Origin of the sequence: Frondihabitans sucicola, from assembly GCF_030296615.1 — a bacterium.
Lineage (GTDB): Bacteria > Actinomycetota > Actinomycetes > Actinomycetales > Microbacteriaceae > Frondihabitans > Frondihabitans sucicola.
This window is the reverse complement of sequence record NZ_AP027732.1, coordinates 1,855,316-1,874,756: the sequence shown is the minus strand read 5'-3', so window position 1 is coordinate 1,874,756 and position 19,441 is coordinate 1,855,316. Positions and strand designations below refer to the sequence as shown.

The following is a 19,441-nucleotide window of genomic DNA, read 5'->3' as shown; positions in this document are numbered from 1 at the left end:
CGGGAGAGTGGAGCGAGTCGGGACGATCCCGGCAGAAACGGACCTTCTCATGAACCTCGTCTCGCTCCGCATCATCACCGACGACGTCGCCGCTCTCGCCGGCTTCTACACGACCGTCACCCAGACCCCTGCCGTGTTCCTCAACGAGGAGTTCGCCGAGATTCGCACACCGCAGGGCACGCTCGCCCTCGGCAGCACGGCGACCGTCGGTCTCTTCGGGCCGGGGTCGGCGCGTCCAGCCGCCAATGCGTCGGTCATCGTCGAGTTCCTGGTCGACGACGTCGACGCCGAGTTCGAGCGGCTCCGCGACTCGCTCGCGGAGGTCGTCACCCGGCCGACGACGATGCCGTGGGGCAACCGGTCGCTGCTGTTCCGCGACCCCGACGGCACACTCGTCAACCTCTTCACACCGGTGACCCCCGATGCGATCGCCAAATTCGCAGGCACCCCGCGCTGATGACGCGGCGGCGAGTGGTGCGGGGGCCCGCTGGTCCAGGTAATGACGCTGCCTCCCTCCCGTGGCGAACCGGTGCCAGCCTGGGAACATGAACGAGTTGCTCACTCTCAACAACGGCGTGCAGATGCCCGCCCTCGGTCTCGGCGTCTTCCAGAGTTCCGCCGAAGACACCGCCGCAGCGGTCGAGGCGGCGCTGCGCACCGGCTACCGCCACATCGACACCGCCGCCGCCTACCGAAACGAACGTCAAGTCGGCGAAGGCATCCGCGCGTCGGGCGTCGCCCGCGACGAGATCTTCATCGAGACGAAGGTCTGGATCGCCCAGTACGGGTACGACGAGACCCTGCACGCGTTCGATCTCAGCACCGCGAAGCTCGGCGTCGAGACACTCGACCTGCTGATCCTGCACCAGCCCGCGCCGTGGCTGTTCGACAGGACGCTCGAGGCCTACCGGGCTCTGGAGAGTCTGCTCGCCGACGGGCGCGTGCGTTCCATCGGCGTCAGCAACTTCACCGAGCCTCACCTCGGGCGCCTGATGGCGGAGCGCAGCGTCGTTCCCGCCGTCAACCAGATCGAGCTGCACCCGTACTTCGCCCAGCACGACAACGAAGCCGCCGACACGGCGCTCGGCATCGTGACGCAGGCCTGGTCACCCATCGGCGGGATCACGTTCTACCCCGGCTTCGCGGAGGGCAGGAACGGCAATCCCCTGACCGACCCGGTCCTTCTCGGGATCGGCGAAACCCACGGCAAGTCGGCCGCGCAGGTGATGCTGCGCTGGCACCTCCAACAGGGACGCAGCGCCATCCCGAAGTCGGTCAATCCGGACAGGATCGCGGAGAACTTCGACGTGTTCGACTTCGTGCTGTCGTCCGACGAACTCGCCTCCATCGACGCCCTCGACCGCGGCGTGCGCAGCGGTCCCGATCCCGACGCGGTCCGCCCGCCCGAGGCGATCTACTCGATCCCGGAGGCCTGACCTCCAGGTCACGATCGGCGCAGGAGGGGAACCATCCGGATGAGCGCCTCGCGATCGCGCGCGGAGACCCCCGGAGCAGGTGCGCGATCCTGCCCTCGACGTCTTCTTCGAGGACGGCGCCGATCGTGCGCCCGGCGTCGGTGAGCCGGACGGTGACGACTCGGGCATCGTGGTCGGACGGCGCCCGCTCGACGAGGCCGCGAGCCGCTGCGCGATCGATCAGCCCCGTGACCGACGAGCGGTCGAGCCCGAGGCGATCGGCGATCTCGGCCATGCTCGGGGTGCGATCCCGAAGGATCCCGAGCACGCGCAGCTGGGTCACCGACAGCTGCCGGCTCGCGGCGACCCTGGTCAGCTCTTCGTGGACGGCGAAGGTGAACTGCGCGGCCGCGTCGGTCAGCGAGAGGGGCATGTCCAGAAGAGTACTTGACATAGTTGGTGACACCAAGCATATGATTGGTGTCACCAACTACTTACCGGCCTGACACGAAGCCGGACACCGTCGAGGAGTCACCATGCACGCAGCAGTCGTCCACACGTTCGCCGAGCCGCCCCGGTACGACGAGTTCCCCGATCCCGTCGCGACCGGCCCGGGCGAGGAGGTCGTCGAGGTCCTCGCCTCCGGGCTCCATCCGCGGGTCCGGTCGCAGGCCGACGGCACGCACTACACGGCGACCGACGAGCTCCCGCTCGTCCCGGGCGTCGACGGCGTCGGCCGCCGCGCCGACGGCTCGCTTCTCTACTTCGTCCTGCCCGACACCGCGCTCGGCGCCATGGCCGACAAGACCCTCGTCGACCCCGGGCGGAGCATCCCCGTCCCGAACAGCATCGACCCGGTCCTTCTCGCCGCCGCGATGAACCCGGCCATGTCCTCCTGGGTGGCCTTGAAGCGCCGAGTGACCTTCACACCCGGTCAGGCCGTCCTGATCCTCGGGGCGACCGGCTCGGCCGGCCGACTCGCCATCCAGACGGCGAGATTCCTCGGAGCGGGCAGGATCGTGGCCGCGGGCCGCGGGGCGGAACGTCTGGCGGCCCTGACCGCTCTGGGGGCGACCGACACGGTCGACCTCGCCGGTGACGACGAGACGGTTGCGCAGGAGCTCGCAGCGAAGGCCGCCGACGTCGACGTCGTTCTCGACTACCTGTGGGGGCCCGTCACCGAGAAGGCGATCATGCCTCTCCTGCTCGCGCGGACGGACCGCAGCAGGCTCCTCTCGTGGGTCGAGATCGGCTCCGTCGCCGGGCCCGACATCGCTCTGCCGTCGGCCGCCCTGCGGCAGGCGAACGTCTGCTTCTCGGGCAGCGGCCAGGGCTCGGTCTCAGCGGCCGGCATCCTCCGAGAGCTCCCCGACCTCGTCGCCGAGATCGGCCGCGGCACCTTCTCGGTCGACGCCGTCGCTCGTCCCCTGGCCGAAGTCGCCGAGGCCTGGGCCGATGCACCCGCGCGAGCCACCGAGCGCGTGGTCCTCGTCCCCTAGCCGTTCGGCGAGAGCCCGGACGAGTGGGGCAGGATGGCCGGATGCTCCAGCGCGCACGACTCGCCTCCGGACTCGCGATCATCCTTCTGGCCGTGACGGGGTGCACCGCTGCCCGCCCCGCACCGGCGACCACGACCTCCCCCTCGACACCGGACTCCCCATCGACACGGACGCCGACGTCTTCGCCGTCCGCGACGGACGTCACCGACTCCGCCGCCTTCGCAGCCCTGGAGAAGCGGTTCGGTGCGCGGCTGGGTGTCGACGCGGTCGACACCGGCACCGGGCGCACGGTCGCCTACCGGTCCGGCGAACGGTTCGCCTTCGCCTCCACCTACAAGGCCCTCGCCGCGGGGGTCCTGCTTCAGAAGCGGACCGACGCCGAGCTCGACGCGACCGTCCGGTACACCGCCTCCGATCTCGTGGACTACTCGCCGGTCACCGGCGCGCACGTCGCCACCGGGATGACTCTGCGGGCGCTCATCACAGCGGCCCTCCAGTACAGCGACAACACGGCCGCGAACCTCATGCTGCAGCAGCTGGGCGGACCGGCCGGGCTGCAGCAGGCCCTCCGCGGCCTCGGCGACGAGGTCACGAACGTCGACCGCCCCGAGCCCGACGTGAACGAGGCGACGCCGGGCGATCCGCGCGACACGAGCACTCCGAGGGCGCTGGCCGGCGATCTCCGCTCGTTCCTCCTCGGCGATACCCTGACCTCGTCTCGCCGGGCCTTGCTGAACACCTGGATGGCGGGCAACACGACGGGTGGGCCGTACATCCGAGCGGGCGTCCCCGCAGGATCGACGGTGGCCGACAAGACGGGCAACGCCGGCTTCGGCACACGCAACGACATCGCGCTGGTCCGGCGCCCCGGCAAAGCCCCGATCGTGCTCGCGCTGCTGTCCGACCGCGGCGCCGCGGGGGCGAGCTCCGACGACGCACTGCTGGCGGACGCGACGCGGGCCGTCGTCGCACAGCTCGGCTGATCGGCCCGAGCACGCGAAAGCCCCGCTCCGACGAACGGAACGGGGCTTCGTCGACCTACGCGGTGACGGCGTCCTCGCGGTGCGGGAGCTTCCAGCCCGGGCGCACGTAGTGGCAGGTGTACCCGGCCGGGTCTTTCTCGAGGTAATCCTGGTGCTCCTCCTCCGCCTCCCAGAACGGGCCGGCGGCCGTCACCTCGGTGACGACCTTGCCCGGCCAGAGGCCGGACGCGTCGACGTCGGCGATGGTGTCGAGCGCCACCCGCTTCTGCTCGTCCGACGTGAAGAAGATGGCCGAACGGTAGCTCGCGCCGACGTCGTTGCCCTGGCGGTTCTTCGTCGACGGGTCGTGGATCTGGAAGAAGAACTCCAGCAGGTCGCGATACGAGATCTGCGACGGGTCGAAGACGATCTCGACGGACTCCGCGTGGTTACCGTGGTTGCGATAGGTCGCGTTGGCGACCTCGCCACCCGAGTAGCCGACCCGCGTGCTGATCACTCCCGGGCGGCGGCGGAGCAGCTGCTGCGCGCCCCAGAAGCATCCGCCGGCGAGGATCGCGGTCTCGGTGGTCGATGTCATGTGGTTCCTCCATGGTTTCGTGCCGCTGGCTGTGGCACCACTCCATCCAACAGCCGACGGGGGCAGGATGTTCCTCGTGAGCATCGCGTACACCGCCGTCCTCCTCGCGGGCGGCCGCGCGTCCCGCCTCGGCGGCCTCGACAAGACCCGGATGGTCAGCCGCGGGGCGACGCTCCTCGATCGGGCGATCGAGGCGGCCCAGGAGGCCACAGCGCTGGTGATCGTCGGCCTCCGCGACGGAACCGCACCTCCGGCTCGCGCCATCCTGACTCGAGAGGATCCTCCCTGGTCAGGCCCCGTGGCAGCGCTCGCCGCCGGGCTGCAAGCCCTTCCGGTGATGTCGCCGAGCACGCTCGTGCTCGCCTGCGACCTCCCGAGAGCGCCGGAGGCCGCGCGCGCCCTCCTCGCCGGCGCCCGGGGCTCGGGACGCGAACACGACGGGTTCGTCGCCGTCGACGACGCCGGGTACCGGCAGCCGCTCCTCGCGGTCTACCGCACCGAGGCGCTCCTGCAGCGGCTCGCCGCGCTGGAAGCCGAGGGGCCGCTCGCGGGGCTGTCGCTGCGGCGCCTGCTCGCCGATGTCGACCTCGTCGAGGTTCCGGTTCCGACGGAGCTCTGCGCCGACGTCGACACGCCCGCGGACGCCGCTCGCCTGGGTGTCGGCGGCGCGGCGGGCGAGGGGCTGGTTAGGTGAGGGCATGACCGACACTCCCGCAGACCTCGATGCCTGGGCGGCGAAGCTCGCCGCCGCCCTCCGACTCCCCGACGACGTCGAGATCGACGTCCCCGCCGTGCTCGATCTGGCGCGCGACGCGGCGCACGGTGTCGCTCGACCGGCCGCTCCCCTCACCACATTCCTGGTCGGCCTCGCGGCGGGACTCGGCGGGGCGTCCCCGGACGACCTGGCGCGGTCGTTCGAGACCGCGCGTCAGCTCGCGGCGGCCGAGCAGGCGTGACGGTCACCCGACCGGAGTGGACGGAGGCGCGCGCCCTCGCCCACGCGGAGGCCCTCGGCCGTCCACGCGCTACGGAGCGCGTCCCGCTGGCCGAGGCCGCCTTCCGCACGGTGGCGACCGAGCTCCGATCGCCGGGACGCGTTCCCGGCTTCGACGCCTCGGCCATGGACGGCTGGGCCGTCTCCGGCGAGGGACCGTGGGCCGTCGGAGCGCCGATCGTCGCCGGCGCCGCGGTCGATGTCCCTCCACTGGCGGCCGGCGCGGCCCGGCCTGTCACGACCGGAGCCGCGGTCCCGCCCGGCACCGACCGCGTGCTGCGCTCCGAGTCGGGCCGCGTCGACGGCGGCGTCCTCGCGGAGAACGGCCCGGCTTCCGGGCGACCGGACCACGCCGGAAGCGACCGCGGTCCGGCCGTCCCCTCCCCGCGCCACATCCGCCGCGCCGGCGAAGAAGCCGAACGCGACGACCTGCTGTTCGCCGCAGGCACCGTGCTCACGCCGCCCCGGGTGGCCGTTGCCGCCGTCTGCGGGCTCGACGAGGTACCGGTCGTCGTCCCGCCGCGTGTGGCGCTGGCGGTCCTCGGCGATGAGATCGTCGGAAGCGGGGTGCCCCTGCCGGGAACGGTTCGCGACGTGTTCTCCGTCCAGGTTCCCGACGTCCTGCGCCGCCTCGGCGCCGTCCCGGTCTCCAGCGAACGGGTACCGGACGAGCTCGCCCGGACCGTCGCCGCCCTGGACCGCCCGGATACGGCTCTCGTGGTGACGACGGGAGGCACCGCCCACGGCAGCACCGACCACGTGCGAGCTGCGCTGGGGCGCCTCGGCGCCGACCTCGTCATCGATCGGGTCGCCCTGCGACCCGGCCAGCCGCTTCTCGTGGCCCGGCGCGGAGAGACGCTGTACCTGTGCCTTCCGGGCAATCCGATGGCCGCCCTGGTCGGCCTCGTCCTGGTCGGCACGCCCCTGATCGACGGCCTTCTGGGTCGAGCCACCGGCACTCCCGCGCCGGTGACGCTCGCCGTCGACGTCGAGCATCCGCGACCGGGCTCTCTGGTGCAGGCCTATCGGATGACGTCCGACGGCGCCGTCCCGATGCCGCGGCAGTCGTCCGCCATGCTGCGAGGGCTCGCCGACGCCGACGGTCTGCTCGTCGTGCCGGAAGGCGGCTCGCGCGCGGGCGACAGCGTGGCGTCGCTGGCACTGCCCTGGTGAACCCGAGCCCGGAAGGGTAGACCTGACCCCATGGCACGAATCACGGCGCGCAGGCAGGTGACGCGGCTGACGGTCGGCGTCGAGACCCGTAAGACGATGGACACCCTCGCCGTCGAAGAGCCCCTCGAGATCCGCGTCGGAGGCGAGTCGCTGGCCATCACGATGCGCACGCCGGGCAACGACTTCGACCTCGCCGCCGGCTTCCTCGTCTCGGAGGGGGTGATCTCCACCGGCGACGAGTTCTTCGCCGCGCGCTACTGCGCGGGCGCGACCGACGAGGGCCTGAACACGTACAACGTGCTCGACGTCACGCTCGCCCCCGGAGTCCCGGCCCCCGATCCGAGCCTCGCGCACGCCTTCTACACGACGAGCTCCTGCGGCCTGTGCGGCAAGGCGTCGATCGACGCGGTCCGCACGACGTCGCAGCACGCCGTCCTGCACGACCCGCTCGTCGTCGATCCTGCGCTCCTCGCCACCTTCCCCGACCTGCTCCGCGCGGGTCAGGACGTCTTCGAGAAGACGGGTGGTCTCCACGCCGCAGCCCTCTTCGACGGGCGGACCGGCAGGATGCTCGTGCTCCGCGAAGACGTCGGGCGGCACAACGCGGTCGACAAGGTGATCGGCTGGGCCGCGAAAGAGAATCGACTGCCTCTGACGGGCCACGTGCTCATGGTGTCCGGTCGCGCGTCGTTCGAGCTGACGCAGAAGGCCTCGATGGCGGGGATCCCGATGATGGCGGCCGTCTCCGCACCTTCCTCCTCGCCGTCGATCTCGCCGTCGAACTCGGCGTGACCATCGTCGGGTTCCTGCGCGGCCCGAACATGGTCGTCTACTCACGGCCCGACCGGCTGGGCGAACCCGCTGCCGAAGCCGCCACCCCCGTTCCCCTGACGATCGGAACCCGCCCGTGACCGAGAAGCCTCCCGTCGACGACGTGACCGACGATCGGCTCGAGGTGGGCCCGCCCCGGGAGTGGGCGGCCGGAGTCCCCGGGGTCCTGCACTCCATGGAGCCGGCGATCAAGCAGCTCGGCCTGACGCGCACGATCAAGCTGATGACGTCCCTGAACCAGAAGGACGGCTTCGACTGCATGAGCTGCGCCTGGCCCGATCCGGATCACCGCAAGGTCGCCGAGTTCTGCGAGAACGGCGCCAAGGCGGTCACCTGGGAGGCCAACCCGGTGCTCGTCCCCGACTCGTTCTGGGCCGAGCACTCGATCGACGACCTCCTCGGGAAATCCGAGTACTGGCTCGGGATGCAGGGCAGGATCACGAAGCCCGTGCACAAGCCGGTCGGCAGCGACCACTACGAAGAAGTCAGCTGGGCGCAGGCATTCGAGATCATCGCGGCCAAGCTCACCTCGCTCCGGAGCCCCGACGAGGCCTCGTTCTACACCTCGGGTCGCACGTCGAACGAGGCGGCGTTCGCCTACCAGCTCTTCGTCCGGGCGTTCGGGACCAACAATCTGCCGGACTGCTCGAACATGTGCCACGAGTCGACGGGCACGGCCATGAACGAGGTCGTCGGCGTGGGCAAGTCGACGATCGCCTACGACGACTTCGAGAAGGCCGACCTCATCATCGTGATGGGCCAGAACCCGGGCACGAACCATCCCCGGATGCTCACGGCGCTCGAGGACGCGAAGAGGAACGGCGCCGCGATCGTCGCGGTGAACCCGCTGCCCGAGGCCGGTCTCCGCCGGTACAAGAACCCGCAGCGGGCGAAGGGGATCATCGGCAAGGGCACCGAGATCGCCGACCAGTTCCTGCAGATTCGACTCGGCGGCGACATGGCGTTGCTGCAGGCCGTCTCGAAGCGCGTGCTGGCAGCGGAGGCCGCGGCACCCGGAACCGTCCTCGATCGGGCGTTCATCGACGAGTACTGCGAGGGCTTCGAGGCGTTCGCCGAGCACGCGGCCGAGGTCGACGACGACGAGGTGCTGCTGGCGACGGGACTGTCGCTCGCGGAGATCGACGAGCTCGCCGACCGGTACATCCACTCGGACCGCGTCATCATCACCTGGGCGATGGGCATCACGCAGCACAGGAAGGCCGTCGAGACGATCAAGGAGATCCTGAACCTCCTGCTCCTGCGCGGCAACATCGGCAAGCCGGGGGCCGGCGCATCGCCGATCCGCGGTCACAGCAACGTCCAGGGCGACCGCACCATGGGCATCTGGGAGCAGATGTCCGATACCTTCCTCGACGCGATTCGCGACGAGTTCCACTTCGAGCCGCCCCGGAAGCACGGCGTCGACGCCCTCAAGGGCATCAAGGCCATGCAGTCTGGCGACATCAGGTTCTGGATGGGAATGGGCGGCAACCTCGTGGCCGCGATCTCCGACACGCAGCTCGCGGAGAAGGCCATGCGAGGCACCGAGATGACCGTCCAGGTGTCGACGAAGCTCAACCGCTCGCACGCCGTCGTCGGCGCAGAGGCTCTGATCCTGCCGACCCTGGGCCGCACCGAGATCGACATCCAGAAGTCGGGACCGCAGTTCGTCTCCGTCGAGGACACCGTCTGCTCGGTGCACGGCAGCCACGGGCAGGTGCCGCCGGTGGCGCCCGAGCTGCTCTCCGAGGTGGCGATCGTCGCCCGGTTGGCTCTCGCGACGCTCGGCGACCGCGTGCCGGTCGACTGGCAGTCGTTCGAAGACGATTACGACAGCGTCCGCGACCACATCAGCCGAGTCGTCCCGGGCTTCGAGCGGTACAGCGAGCGGGTCAGGAGCCGCGACGGATTCGTCTTGCCGAACGGGCCCCGCGACTCTCGGACGTTCCCGACGACGTCCGGGAGAGCCGTCCTCACGGTCAACGACCTCGAGCCCGTCGAACGCCCCGAGGGCCGTCTGCTGCTGCAGACCCTCCGGTCGCACGACCAGTACAACACGACGATCTACAGCCTCAACGACCGCTACCGCGGCATCAAGAAAGGCCGAGAGGTGGTGTTCATCAACCCCGACGACCTCGTCGAGCTGGGGTTGGTCGACGGCCAGCGCGTCGACGTCTTCACGGAGTGGACCGACGACGTCGAGCGAGTGCTCCGCGACTACCGCGTCGTCGCCTACCCGACGGCTCGCGGGTGCGCAGCAGCCTACTTCCCCGAGGCCAACGTGCTCGTGCCGCTCGACAGCGCCGCGATCGGCAGCAACACGCCCGTGTCGAAGGCCGTCCTCGTCCGCGTCGTTCCCGCCGCCGTCTCGACGCGCGTCTGATCAGACGACGGCAGGATCCGGGACGCTCACCAATTCGAGAAGGCGCGCCGCGAGCGTTCCCGCCCGATCACCGGCGGGCGTGGCGATCCCGACCGACCAGCGGGGTGCGCGCGGGTCGACGATGGCCTTCACGACCAGACCCTGCGCCTGCGGCTTCGCGGCGATCGGCCGCGGCACGATGGCCACCCCGAGTCCGCGCTGGACGAAGTCGAGGAGGGTGTGGACGTCGTTCACGACCAGCCCGACGCGGCGGTCGAGGTCGCGTTCGTGGAAGGCGCGGTCGTTGATCGCTCGCACGCCCCAGGTGGGGTGGAAGTCGACGAAGGTCTCCCCTCGAGGTCGGACCAGTCGAACTGCGTCTTCTTCGCGAGCCGGGAGTCCGGCCTGCAGAGGAACACCAGGGGCTCGACCGCGATCTGAGTCACCGCCGGTGCGCCGGCCCCACCGCGCTGAGGCCCGCCGAGCTCCTGCTCGGCCGAGGCGACGAACGCGATGTCGAGGTCTCCGCTCCGGAGTTGCGCGAGGAGGGTGCTCGATCCCGCCTGCTCGAAGGTGATCGCGACCTTGGGGTACCGCGTCCGGAACCGGGTGAGGAGATCGGGCAGGTCGAGCACCCCCAGGCACTGCTCACCGCCGACGCGCAGCTCGCCGACGACCTCGCCGCGCGCCGCCACGACGGCGTCGCGGCCGGCCACGGCCTGGGCGAGCAGCGCCTTCGCGTGCGGAAGAAGCGCCCGGCCGGCGCCGGTCAGCTCGACGCGACGGGTCGTCCGCGTGAAGAGCGGCGTCTGCAGTTCGTCCTCCAGCGTGCGGATCGCAGCGGAAAGACCGGACTGCGACACCCTGGTGACCTCCGCCGCTCGCGTGAACTGCTGCTGTTCTGCGAGCGCGACGAAGTACTCCATCTGCCGGAGGTCCACGGGGTCAGTTGACCTCGGCCGGGTCCCCGCCGACTCGACGGTTCTCGTCGAGGGCGTCGATGGCGGCCATCTCGTCCGCGTCGAGGGCGAACGAGAAGACATCGAGGTTCTCGGCCATGCGCTCCTTGCGGTTCGACTTCGGGATCACGACGTTGCCGGTCTGCAGGTGCCAGCGGAGGACGACCTGGGCCGGGGTCACCTCGTGCGCCGCGGCGGCGGCCTGGATCGGCGCGAGCCCGAACAGGTCGTACTTGCCCTGCCCGAGCGGACCCCAGGCCTCGGTCACGATGCCGTGCTGCGCCTGGAACTCGCGGAGCTCGCGCTGCTGGAATATGGGGTGGAGCTCGACCTGGTTCACCGCGGGGACGACCTCGGTCTCGGCCAGGAGACGCTCGAGGTGCGGGACGAGGAAGTTGCTGACGCCGATCGCCTTCGCCCGGCCGTCGGCGGCGAACGTCTCGAAGGTCTTCCAGGTGTCGACGTAGCGGTCGTTCTGAGGCATCGGCCAGTGGATCAGGTACAGATCGAGCGAGTCGAGGCCGAGGGCTTCGAGGCTGCGCTCGAAGGCGCCCTCCACGTCGGAGGCCTTGTGGTGGTCGTTGCGGAGCTTCGTCGTGACGAAGATCTCGTCGCGCGGGATGCCGGAAGCCGTGAGGGCCGCCCCGACCTCTTTCTCGTTGTGGTACCCGGTCGCCGTGTCGATGTGGCGGTAGCCGACCTCGAGGGCGTCTTCCACCACGCGCTGCGTGTCTTCGGGGTCGACGAGGAAGACGCCGAAGCCGACCTGCGGAATCGAGGTCGTGGAGAGGAGGGGGATCGTGGTCTGCGTGTCCGTCATGGTCCTGAATCTAGGAAAGCTGGTTCGTGACGTCAAATGGAAAATGCTCATGGCATTCAGAAGCTGGGCTCATGAAAGCCCGAGAGGTGCAGGATGGCCGAAACGAAGGAGTTCACCGATGAAGATTGCTGTCACCGGCGGTAGCGGAAAACTGGGCCGGAGCGTCGTCGCCCGCCTGAAGGACGACGGGCACGACGTCGTGAATCTCGATCGAGCCGGAACCCGCGGTCGCGGCTTCATCGCGATCGACCTGACCGACTACGGCCAGGTGGTCGACGCGATCCTGGGAATCGACGAGGTGAACACGACCGGCTTCGACGCGATCGTCCACCTCGGCGCGATCCCGGCGCCGGCGATCCTGCCCGACGTGGCGACGTTCCACAACAACATCCTCTCGACCTACAACGTCTTCCAGGCGGCCCGTCGGGCCGGGATCAAGCGCATCGTCTACGCGTCCAGCGAGACCGTGCTCGGCCTCCCGTTCGACATCGACCCTCCGTACATCCCGGTCGACGAGGAGTACCCCGCCAGGCCCGAGAGCACCTACTCCCTCGTCAAGCACCTCGAAGAGACGATGGCGAAAGAACTGGTCCGCTGGGACCCGGAGCTCAGCATCACGGCCTTCCGTTTCTCGAACGTGATGAACCCGGAGGACTACGCGGCGTTCCCGTCGTTCGACGCGGACGCCACGCTGCGCAAGTGGAATCTCTGGGGTTACATCGACGGGCGCGACGGCGCCCAGGCGGTGGCGAAGGCTCTTGAGACCGCGAAGCGGGGATTCGAGGCGTACATCATCGCCGCGGCCGACACCGTGATGAGCCGTCCGAGCGCGGAGCTCGCCGCGGAGGTCTTCCCGAACGTCGAGCTCGCGCGCGACGTGTCGGGCACCGAGACCCTGCTGTCGATCGACAAGGCGCGCCGCCTCCTCGGCTACGCGCCCGAGCACAGCTGGCGCGACTAGGGCGCACACGGCGCGCGGTGAAGCGAGAGACACGCCCCAGCCGCCCGGCACCGCTTTCGGCCCGCGACACCCGGTGATACCGGTGTCGCGGGCCGAACCGGTGTCGCGGGCCCAACCGGCGTCGGTCAGGGTGCCGCACGCCGCTGCCGGCCAACACAGCCCGGTAGCCCTCGCGGTACGTCGGGTAGGAGAACGCGAAGCCGGTCGAGCGCAGGAGGGCGTTGCTGCAGCGTTTGCTCCCCGCAGGACCGCGGTCGCGGGATCCGGTACCCGGTTCATCCGCCCCGACCTCGGCGGCCAGGAACCGCAGCACGTCGCCGAGCCGGGCGGGCTCGTCGTCGACGCCCAGAACGAGCGGCGGCGGGTTCTCGAGAGTCACCAGGTGCAGGATCGCGCGGGCCGCGTCGTCGCGGTGGATGCGGTTCGTGAACGGCGAATCGTGCGGCTCGTGGATGCCGCCCTGGCGCACCTGGTCGAGAAGCCGTTCGCGGCCGGGCCCGTAGATTCCGCCGAGGCGCAGGATCACAGAGTCTCGAGAGCGTTCCCGCAGCAGCGCCTCGGTCTCGAGGAGGACTGCGCCGGTGGGCGTGCGCCCGGTCGCCTCGGTCGTCTCGTCGATCTCGGACCCGTCGTCGACGTCGTACACGGCCGTCGACGAGAGGAGGAGGACCCGAGGCGCGGCTCCCGACGTCTCGACGGCCTCGAGGACGTGTCGGAGGCCGTCGAGGTAGGAAGCCCGGTAGGCCTCGGCCGTTCGGTCGCCGGCTGTCAGTGCGACGACGACGACCGCGGTGTCGCGGGCGACGAAGGGGCGTTCGTGCCGCAGGTCGACGGCCTGGTGCCCGAACGCCTTCGGGAGCAGCTCCGCCCGGCGCCGGACGCCCGAGACCTCCCAACCGGCCGCTCGCAGGCGGAGCCCGACCTCGGTTCCGAGGTCGCCGCACCCGGCGAGCAGTGCCGCGGGGCTCATGCGGCCGACACCTCGACCTCGCCGGGCTCCGACCCCTCGACGCCGAACGTCAGCCGCCGGTTGGCGATCTTGTCGCTGAAGAAACGGTCGTGGCTGACCACGACGACCGCCCCGGGGAAGTGCACGAGCGCCCGCTCCATCACCTGCGTGCTGACCAGGTCGAGGTGGTTGGTCGGCTCGTCGAGAAGCAGCACCGACGCTCCGGAGAGCAGACACTGCGCCATGGCGACGCGCGCCTTCTGCCCGCCCGAGAGCGTGCCGATCCTGCTCTTCAGGTCGGCCTCGGAGAACTGGAACATCGCCAGGAACCGCGCCACCGACTTGCGCGTCGCGGTGATCGCGAGACTGTCGGGAAGGCCGTTGACGGCGTGGGTGACGGTGTCTTGCAGGTCGAGTTCGTCGAGCATGCGGTTGTAGGAGACGACCTTGGCGCCGCCCGCCCAGGCGACCGTCCCGTGATCCTGCTTCTCGCTGCCCTCGAGGACGCGGAGCAGCGTGCTCTTGCCCGAGCCGTTGGCTCCGGTCACGACGATGCGGCTCCCCCGGCGCACCTCGAACGACAGGTCGTCGAACAGGACGCGGTCGCCGTACGACTTCGCGAGCGCGTCCACCCGGCAGAGCACGTCTTTGACGTGGAGGCCGCCGTAGATGTCGGTGATGATCTGGTCGACCGGGCGCGGGGTGCGCGACTTCTTGATCTTGGACAGCTCTTTGCTCAGCCCCTGCCCGCTCGCCTTCGCGGCCTTGGCGGCCTCGCGGCGATCGCTGATGCCCTCGGCCTCGAAGGCGAGGAGCTCGTTCTCGTGGACGTACTGCGCCTCGAGCGTCTTCAGGCGGAACTGCTTCTGCACGATGTACTCGGCGAAGTTGCCGGGGTACTCGTGCAGGTGGAAGTTCTCGACCTCGACGATGCGGGTCGCAATGGCGTCGAGGAAGCTCCGGTCGTGCGACACGACGATGGCGGCACCGCGAAAGTCGCGGAACCAGGCCTCGAGCCACTCCACGCCGGCGACGTCGAGGAAGTTGGTGGGCTCATCGAGCAGCAGGACGTCGGGCTCGCCGAGCACGATCTTCGCCAGGGCCGCCCGGTTGCGCCAGCCACCGGAGAGATCGTCGATGGGAAGGTCGCGGTGGGCGTCGGCGAAGCCGAGGGTGGAGAGCGCCGTGTCGATCTTGCGCTGGTAGTCCCAGCCGCCCTGGCGCTCCATCTCGGCGAAGAGCTCCGACTGCCGTTCGAGCAGCCCGTCGAGGTTGCCGTCGGGATCCATCGCGACGACGGGGATCTCGGCTTCGATGGTCGCGAGTTCGGCTTCGACGGCGTGGATGTCGTCGAACAGGGCCTCGAGCTCTTCCGCGATCGTCTTGTGGCCGTTCAGCTCGGAGAACTGCGAGAAGTAGCCGATCCGCACGCCCTGTTCGACCGCGACGGCGCCCTCGTCGGGCTGAACCTGGTCGAGGGCGAGCTTCAGGAGGGTCGTCTTGCCCGATCCGTTGCGTCCGATCAGCCCCACGCGGTCTTTCGCGTCGAGCTTCAGGAACGCTTCACGGAGCACCGTCCGCCCTTCGAAGCGCACGGTGACGTCGTTCAGGCGGAGCAGACTCATGACCCCAGTCTCGCAGGGAACCGCTCACAGGCTGGCAGCGATCGAGCGGCGCCGTGATCGACACGGTCGACGGCCACCGCGGCCGGGGCCTTCCGGAGCCGAGCAACGCGACCGGCGGCCGACCTCCGGCGGATGCGGGCGGCTACCATCGACCGGCGTGAACCTCTACGAGAGTCGCCGCCGCGCAGAGCACCGCGCGCCCGCGATCATCGCCCTGCTCATCGCGCTGGCGCTGTACGTGGCCCTGCCGAGCACCTTCTACCCGCCCCTGCGCTACGGGGTCGCCGGGGTGGGCGTGATCCTGCTCGTCCCGCTCCTGCTTCTCAATCCATCCCGGCTGCACCGCGAGACGCGGTGGTCGAAGTACCTGTCGTCGGGGCAGGCGTTCCTGCTGGCGGCGGCCAACCTCGTGGCTCTCGTGCAGCTGATCTTCCAGCTCGTCGCGTCGCATCCCGAGAACGGACCCCGGCTGCTGCTCGCCGCGCTGCAGGTGTGGCTGACGAGCATCATCGCGTTCAGCCTCGTCTACTGGGAGCTGGACCGCGGCGGCCCGGTGACCCGGCGGCACGCGGACCGGCGCGACCTGCCGCACGCGGACTTCCGCTTTCCGCAGGACGAGGACCACGACGCCATCCGCGAGGTCGCGGTGGGGTCGTCGGAGAAATCGGGGTGGGTCGCCTCGTACTTCGACTACTTCTACTTCTCGCTGACGAACTCGATGGCGTTCAGTCCGACCGACACGATGCCCCTGACCACGCGCGCCAAGGCGCTCATGGCGCTGGAGTCGGCGAGCGGCTTCGTGCTGCTCGGGCTGGTCATCGCCCGAGCGGTGTCGCTGCTGAAGTGAGGCGTTCCGCGACGCTAGAAGCCGACGCGGCGCTGCTGCGGAGCCTCGGGCGGGGCAGGGAAGCCGAGCGCCGAGAGGTCGGGGAAGGGGAACTCGGGCAGCGCCGGGACATCGCCGTCGTTGATGACCATCGGTGCGCCCGGCGTCCAGAACAGCCAGCTCGCGTTGCCCTCGGTGTCGAGCACGTCGAGTTCGAGCGGCTGGGCCGCCGCGGCGGCCTCGCGGAGCCGGTCTTTGATATCGACGAGTTGTTGGGTGCTGATCGCGATCCTCTGACCGGCGTAGACGATGTGCGGCATGGTCGCAGCCTAGGACGCCTCCCCGGCTCCGACAGTGAGTTCGCTCTGGGCGCTCACTCCAGGCGCTCGCTCCAGGCGCTCGCTCCGGGCGCTCGCTTGGTCGGGTCGAGACCCGACGCGTAGCCTCGACCTGCGGGCCTCGAGGTCGAGATCCGCAGGAAAGGCGACGCGATGACCATCAGCAGCAGCTTGACGACGCAAGACGTGCGAGACGCCCTGCTCGGCTTCCTCGAACCCGATCAGGTGCTCGACGACAGCGAGCAGACCCGCGCCTACAGCCACGACCGCGCCGAGTGGGCCGACTTCACGCCGCCGCTGGCCGTCGTGCTCGCACGCAGCACCGACGACGTCGCAGCGAGTGTGCGCTGGGCCGCCGCGGCCGGCGTCCGCGTGGTCGCCCGCGGCGCCGGCACCGGCCTCTCGGGCGGGGCCAATGGCATCGAGAACTGCATCGTCGTGTCGCTCGAAGAGCTGAACCGCGTGCTCGAGATCAACACCGACGAGCGCTACGCGGTAACGCAGCCGGGGGTGATCAACGACGAGCTTCGGCGCATCGTGGCCGAGAAAGGGCTCTGGTATCCCCCGGATCCTGCGTCGTCGGCGATCTCGACCATCGGCGGCAACGTCGCGACGAACGCCGGAGGCATCTGCTGCGTCAAGTACGGCGTCACGCGCGACTACGTCCTGGGGCTGACCGTGGTGCTCGCCGACGGCGACGTCGTCGAGCTCGGCCGCCGCACCGCCAAGGGCGTCGCCGGCTACGACCTCACCTCGCTGCTCGTCGGCTCCGAGGGGACGCTCGGGATCATCACCTCGGTCACGGTCAAGCTGCGCCCGCTGGCCGGTCGCGACGAACGTGCCGTCATCGGCTACTTCCCGTCCCTCGAAGCCGCCGGCACCGCCGTCGCGGACGTCTCCCGTGCGGGGATCGTCCCCGCCGCCCTCGAACTCATCGACCACACCTGCCTCTCCGCGGTCGACGACTGGTTGCACCTGGGTCTCCCGTCGAACGTCGACACCATGCTGCTCGCCCGGATCGACGAGGCGGGTGCCGCCGGCGACGCGCTGGCCGACCGCATGGCCGACATCTTCGAGGCCGCCGGCGGCACGGACGTCGAGAGGGCCACCGATCCTGCCGAGATCGACCGGCTCTTCCAGGCTCGCCGCCTCGCGCATCCCGCGCTCGAACGGATCGGCCGGCTGCTCACCGAAGACATCTGCGTGCCGCGCCGGGCCGTCCCGGAGATGCTCGGCAGGATCCAGAGCATCGCTGCGGCACACGACATCGTCATCGCGAACATCGCCCACGCCGGCGACGGCAACCTGCATCCGCTCATCGTCGCGCCCGATGGCGACGACGCTGCCAAGGCCCGAGCGAAGATCGCCTTCGACGCCATCGTCGCGTCGTGCCTGGAGCTCGGCGGCACCGTCACCGGCGAGCACGGCGTCGGGCTGCTGAAGCTGCCGGGAGTCCGCACCGAGCTCGGTCCGCGAGTGCTCGCGCTGCACCGCTCGGTGAAAGACGCCCTCGACCCCGCCGGCACGCTTAACCCCGGCAAGGCCTTCTGACCTGCGCCGCGTGGAGCGGGCGGTAGACGACGACCCTAGGGGCGACGAGCCGCGGTCTCGACGGCGGAGACGGCCGCCGCCACACCACCGTGGAACGGCGCGCCGTGACCGGGCAGGACCCAGGTCGCGCCGGTCTCGACGAGCGCGCTCAGCGACGCGATCGCCTCGGCCGGCTCGTCGGTGAACGGCGCGGGCGCGGGCCCGGTGACGCCGGTCAGGACGTGGCGCGTGGTCAGCCCGTCGCCGACGAAGACCGCGTCGACGGACGGGACGAACACGGCGATGCTGCCCTCGGAGTGCCCGGGGAGCGCGATGATGCGAGGCGAACCCGGAAGGTCGAGGGTTTCGCCGCCGTGCAGCTCGGTGACCTCGGTCAGCCAGTGCGTGCGAAGACCGCCCTTGCGGACCGTGTACGCGAGGAACCCGAGCATCGGGCCGAGCTTCATCGTCTGCTTCGCGTTCTTCGGCTTCGGGCCCCCTTGGCTCGCGCCGCGTCGGCCGCGTGCACGTAGATCGGAGCGCCCGTCTCGCGGTGCAGGCGCTCGGCGAACCCGATGTGGTCGCCGTCGCCGTGGGTCAGGACGAGGCCCTTGACGTCGGCGAGGCTCAGCCCGAGGGCCTTCAACTCGGCGACCAGGTCGTGCCAGTGACCGGCGAGCCCGGCGTCGACGACGGTCACGCCGTCGGGCGTGACGACGAGGTAGGCAGCGATGACGTCGTTGCCGATGCGGTGGAGTGAGGGTGAGAGTTCCATGATGGCTATGATAATTAGCCATCATGGCTATCGTCAATAGCTATACTCGAATCGTGCCCACACCTGATAGGACCTCCCTCGACGCGATCGTGCTCGCCGCCCGTGACCTCCTGGAGACGGAGGGGCTGTCGGGCATGACGATGAACGCGGTCGCGGCGCGAGTCGGTGTGCGGGCACCCTCGCTGTACAAGCGGGTCGAGAGCCGGGAGAAACTGATCCAACTGGTGGCAGAGGCCACGATGACCGAGTTCGCCTCCCGGCTCGACGGCGCGACGACCGTGGCCGAGCTGGCGAACGGCTTCCGCGACTTCGGTCACGAGCGTCCCGCGGCCTTCCAGCTCGTCATGACGCCGGCTCCCGGCGTTCCGTCCATCCGGCTCGAATTCGCCATCCGGGCGACGGAAGCCGTCCTCCGAGTCACCAGCGCGTTGGCCGGCCCCGAGCACGGTCTGGAGGCCGCCCGAACGCTGACCGCCTGGGTCGCGGGCTTCGTGAGCATGGAGCTCAGCGGCAGCTTCAAGCTGGGCGGCGACGTGCAATCGGCGTGGGACTTCGGCCTGGCCGCGATCACCGCCGCCATCAGAAGCCGCCCGACGACGACCGACGCGCCCGCTGCCTGAGCCACCGTCCTGACGGCTCAGGACACCTGGCTGATGCCTTCGGTGTCGGCGCCTGAGACGGCGATGACCCAGGAGTCGTAGGAACTGCCCGGCTCACGATTGAGAGTCGGCGGCGCACCGGCGAATAGCACGGCGACGTTGGCTTCCATTTGGTGGTGGCTTGCTGGACTTCTCAACGCGTCCTTGAACGCGACTCCCGTGTCG

General features: G+C 70.1%; 19 protein-coding genes and 4 pseudogenes. 13 read left to right on the top strand and 10 right to left on the bottom strand.

All coding sequences use genetic code 11. The features are described from left to right. Positions 1–49: 49 nt before the first annotated feature. Together QUE79_RS09705 and QUE79_RS09700 are read left to right on the top strand one after the other, a co-directional pair. On the top strand, positions 50–457 hold the full coding sequence (locus tag QUE79_RS09705; protein ID WP_286346479.1) for a VOC family protein: 408 nt from the start codon (positions 50–52) through the stop codon (positions 455–457). A gap of 88 nt (positions 458–545) precedes the next feature. Further along, the gene (locus QUE79_RS09700; protein WP_286346478.1) at positions 546–1,436 is read left to right on the top strand and encodes an aldo/keto reductase; all 891 of its coding nucleotides are present in this window, start codon (positions 546–548) and stop codon (positions 1,434–1,436) included. Between the two features lie 190 nt (positions 1,437–1,626). Here the strand turns inward: QUE79_RS09700 and QUE79_RS09695 are convergent. After that, positions 1,627–1,710: pseudogene (locus QUE79_RS09695) on the bottom strand (MarR family transcriptional regulator); the annotation flags it as partial. Between the two features lie 241 nt (positions 1,711–1,951). Here QUE79_RS09695 and QUE79_RS09690 point away from each other — a divergent pair. Both QUE79_RS09690 and bla read left to right on the top strand, forming a co-directional pair. Then, a complete protein-coding gene (locus QUE79_RS09690; protein WP_286346477.1) occupies positions 1,952–2,914 on the top strand; it encodes a quinone oxidoreductase family protein in 963 nt (320 codons plus the stop codon). Between the two features lie 41 nt (positions 2,915–2,955). Beyond that, on the top strand, positions 2,956–3,897 hold the full coding sequence (gene bla / locus QUE79_RS09685) for a class A beta-lactamase (RefSeq protein WP_286346476.1): 942 nt from the start codon (positions 2,956–2,958) through the stop codon (positions 3,895–3,897). Between the two features lie 55 nt (positions 3,898–3,952). On the opposite strand, the gene msrA is transcribed toward bla, so the two are convergent. Further along, on the bottom strand, positions 3,953–4,474 hold the full coding sequence (gene msrA, locus QUE79_RS09680; protein WP_286346475.1) for a peptide-methionine (S)-S-oxide reductase MsrA: 522 nt from the start codon (positions 4,472–4,474) through the stop codon (positions 3,953–3,955). A gap of 76 nt (positions 4,475–4,550) precedes the next feature. On the opposite strand from msrA, the gene mobA reads away from it, so the two are divergent. The 5 genes and pseudogenes from mobA to QUE79_RS09655 all read left to right on the top strand — a co-directional run bounded on the left by mobA (position 4,551) and on the right by QUE79_RS09655 (position 9,855). Further along, positions 4,551–5,168, top strand: a complete 618-nt coding sequence (gene mobA / locus QUE79_RS09675) for a molybdenum cofactor guanylyltransferase (protein ID WP_286346474.1) — start codon at positions 4,551–4,553, stop codon at positions 5,166–5,168. A gap of 4 nt (positions 5,169–5,172) precedes the next feature. Continuing rightward, a complete protein-coding gene (locus QUE79_RS09670; RefSeq protein ID WP_286346473.1) occupies positions 5,173–5,430 on the top strand; it encodes a DUF6457 domain-containing protein in 258 nt (85 codons plus the stop codon). After that, a complete protein-coding gene (locus QUE79_RS09665; RefSeq protein WP_286346472.1) occupies positions 5,427–6,641 on the top strand; it encodes a molybdopterin molybdotransferase MoeA in 1,215 nt (404 codons plus the stop codon). The genes QUE79_RS09670 and QUE79_RS09665 overlap by 4 nt, the downstream gene beginning before the upstream one ends. Before the next feature lie 30 nt (positions 6,642–6,671). Then, positions 6,672–7,552, top strand: a pseudogene (fdhD, locus tag QUE79_RS09660) (formate dehydrogenase accessory sulfurtransferase FdhD). Continuing rightward, positions 7,549–9,855 carry an FdhF/YdeP family oxidoreductase gene (locus tag QUE79_RS09655; RefSeq protein ID WP_286346471.1) on the top strand — a complete coding sequence of 769 codons (2,307 nt, stop codon included), beginning with the start codon at positions 7,549–7,551 and terminating at the stop codon, positions 9,853–9,855. The pseudogene fdhD and the gene QUE79_RS09655 overlap by 4 nt, the downstream one beginning before the upstream one ends. Here QUE79_RS09655 and QUE79_RS09645 read toward each other — a convergent pair. After that, positions 9,856–10,760 (bottom strand): annotated as a pseudogene (locus QUE79_RS09645) (LysR family transcriptional regulator). It lies immediately after the preceding gene. 19 nt (positions 10,761–10,779) lie between these two features. Continuing rightward, entirely contained in the window at positions 10,780–11,613 is an 834-nt protein-coding gene (locus QUE79_RS09640) for an aldo/keto reductase (protein ID WP_286346468.1), read from the bottom strand. Positions 11,614–11,731: 118 nt separating this feature from the next. Between QUE79_RS09640 and QUE79_RS09635 the strand changes: the two genes are divergently transcribed. Next, positions 11,732–12,574 carry an NAD-dependent epimerase/dehydratase family protein gene (locus QUE79_RS09635; protein WP_286346467.1) on the top strand — a complete coding sequence of 281 codons (843 nt, stop codon included), beginning with the start codon at positions 11,732–11,734 and terminating at the stop codon, positions 12,572–12,574. A 487-nt stretch (positions 12,575–13,061) separates the two neighbouring features. Here the strand turns inward: QUE79_RS09635 and QUE79_RS25450 are convergent. Next, a pseudogene (locus QUE79_RS25450) lies at positions 13,062–13,544 on the bottom strand (NAD-dependent epimerase/dehydratase family protein); the annotation flags it as partial. After that, entirely contained in the window at positions 13,541–15,148 is a 1,608-nt protein-coding gene (locus tag QUE79_RS09625) for an ABC-F family ATP-binding cassette domain-containing protein (protein WP_286346466.1), read from the bottom strand. The pseudogene QUE79_RS25450 and the gene QUE79_RS09625, both read right to left, overlap by 4 nt. A gap of 157 nt (positions 15,149–15,305) precedes the next feature. On the opposite strand from QUE79_RS09625, the gene QUE79_RS09620 reads away from it, so the two are divergent. Beyond that, complete coding sequence (locus tag QUE79_RS09620) at positions 15,306–15,995, top strand: hypothetical protein (RefSeq protein WP_286346465.1); 690 nt, start codon at positions 15,306–15,308, stop codon at positions 15,993–15,995. A gap of 14 nt (positions 15,996–16,009) precedes the next feature. On the opposite strand, the gene QUE79_RS09615 is transcribed toward QUE79_RS09620, so the two are convergent. Further along, positions 16,010–16,294, bottom strand: a complete 285-nt coding sequence (locus QUE79_RS09615; protein WP_286346464.1) for a hypothetical protein — start codon at positions 16,292–16,294, stop codon at positions 16,010–16,012. A 171-nt stretch (positions 16,295–16,465) separates the two neighbouring features. Here QUE79_RS09615 and QUE79_RS09610 point away from each other — a divergent pair, with 171 nt between their 5' ends. Further along, entirely contained in the window at positions 16,466–17,863 is a 1,398-nt protein-coding gene (locus tag QUE79_RS09610) for an FAD-binding oxidoreductase (RefSeq protein ID WP_286346463.1), read from the top strand. 35 nt (positions 17,864–17,898) lie between these two features. On the opposite strand, the gene QUE79_RS09605 is transcribed toward QUE79_RS09610, so the two are convergent. Continuing rightward, a complete protein-coding gene (locus QUE79_RS09605) occupies positions 17,899–18,309 on the bottom strand; it encodes an MBL fold metallo-hydrolase (protein ID WP_286346462.1) in 411 nt (136 codons plus the stop codon). Continuing rightward, entirely contained in the window at positions 18,306–18,617 is a 312-nt protein-coding gene (locus tag QUE79_RS09600; protein ID WP_286346461.1) for an MBL fold metallo-hydrolase, read from the bottom strand. Before QUE79_RS09600 ends, QUE79_RS09605 begins: the two co-directional genes overlap by 4 nt. Positions 18,618–18,670: 53 nt before the next feature. Here QUE79_RS09600 and QUE79_RS09595 point away from each other — a divergent pair, with 53 nt between their 5' ends. Further along, positions 18,671–19,237: a TetR/AcrR family transcriptional regulator gene (locus QUE79_RS09595; RefSeq protein ID WP_286346460.1), complete on the top strand. Its 567-nt coding sequence runs from the start codon at positions 18,671–18,673 to the stop codon at positions 19,235–19,237. Positions 19,238–19,254: 17 nt separating this feature from the next. Here the strand turns inward: QUE79_RS09595 and QUE79_RS09590 are convergent, their stop codons facing one another. Then, complete coding sequence (locus tag QUE79_RS09590) at positions 19,255–19,386, bottom strand: hypothetical protein (protein WP_286346459.1); 132 nt, start codon at positions 19,384–19,386, stop codon at positions 19,255–19,257. Positions 19,387–19,441: the final 55 nt, after the last annotated feature.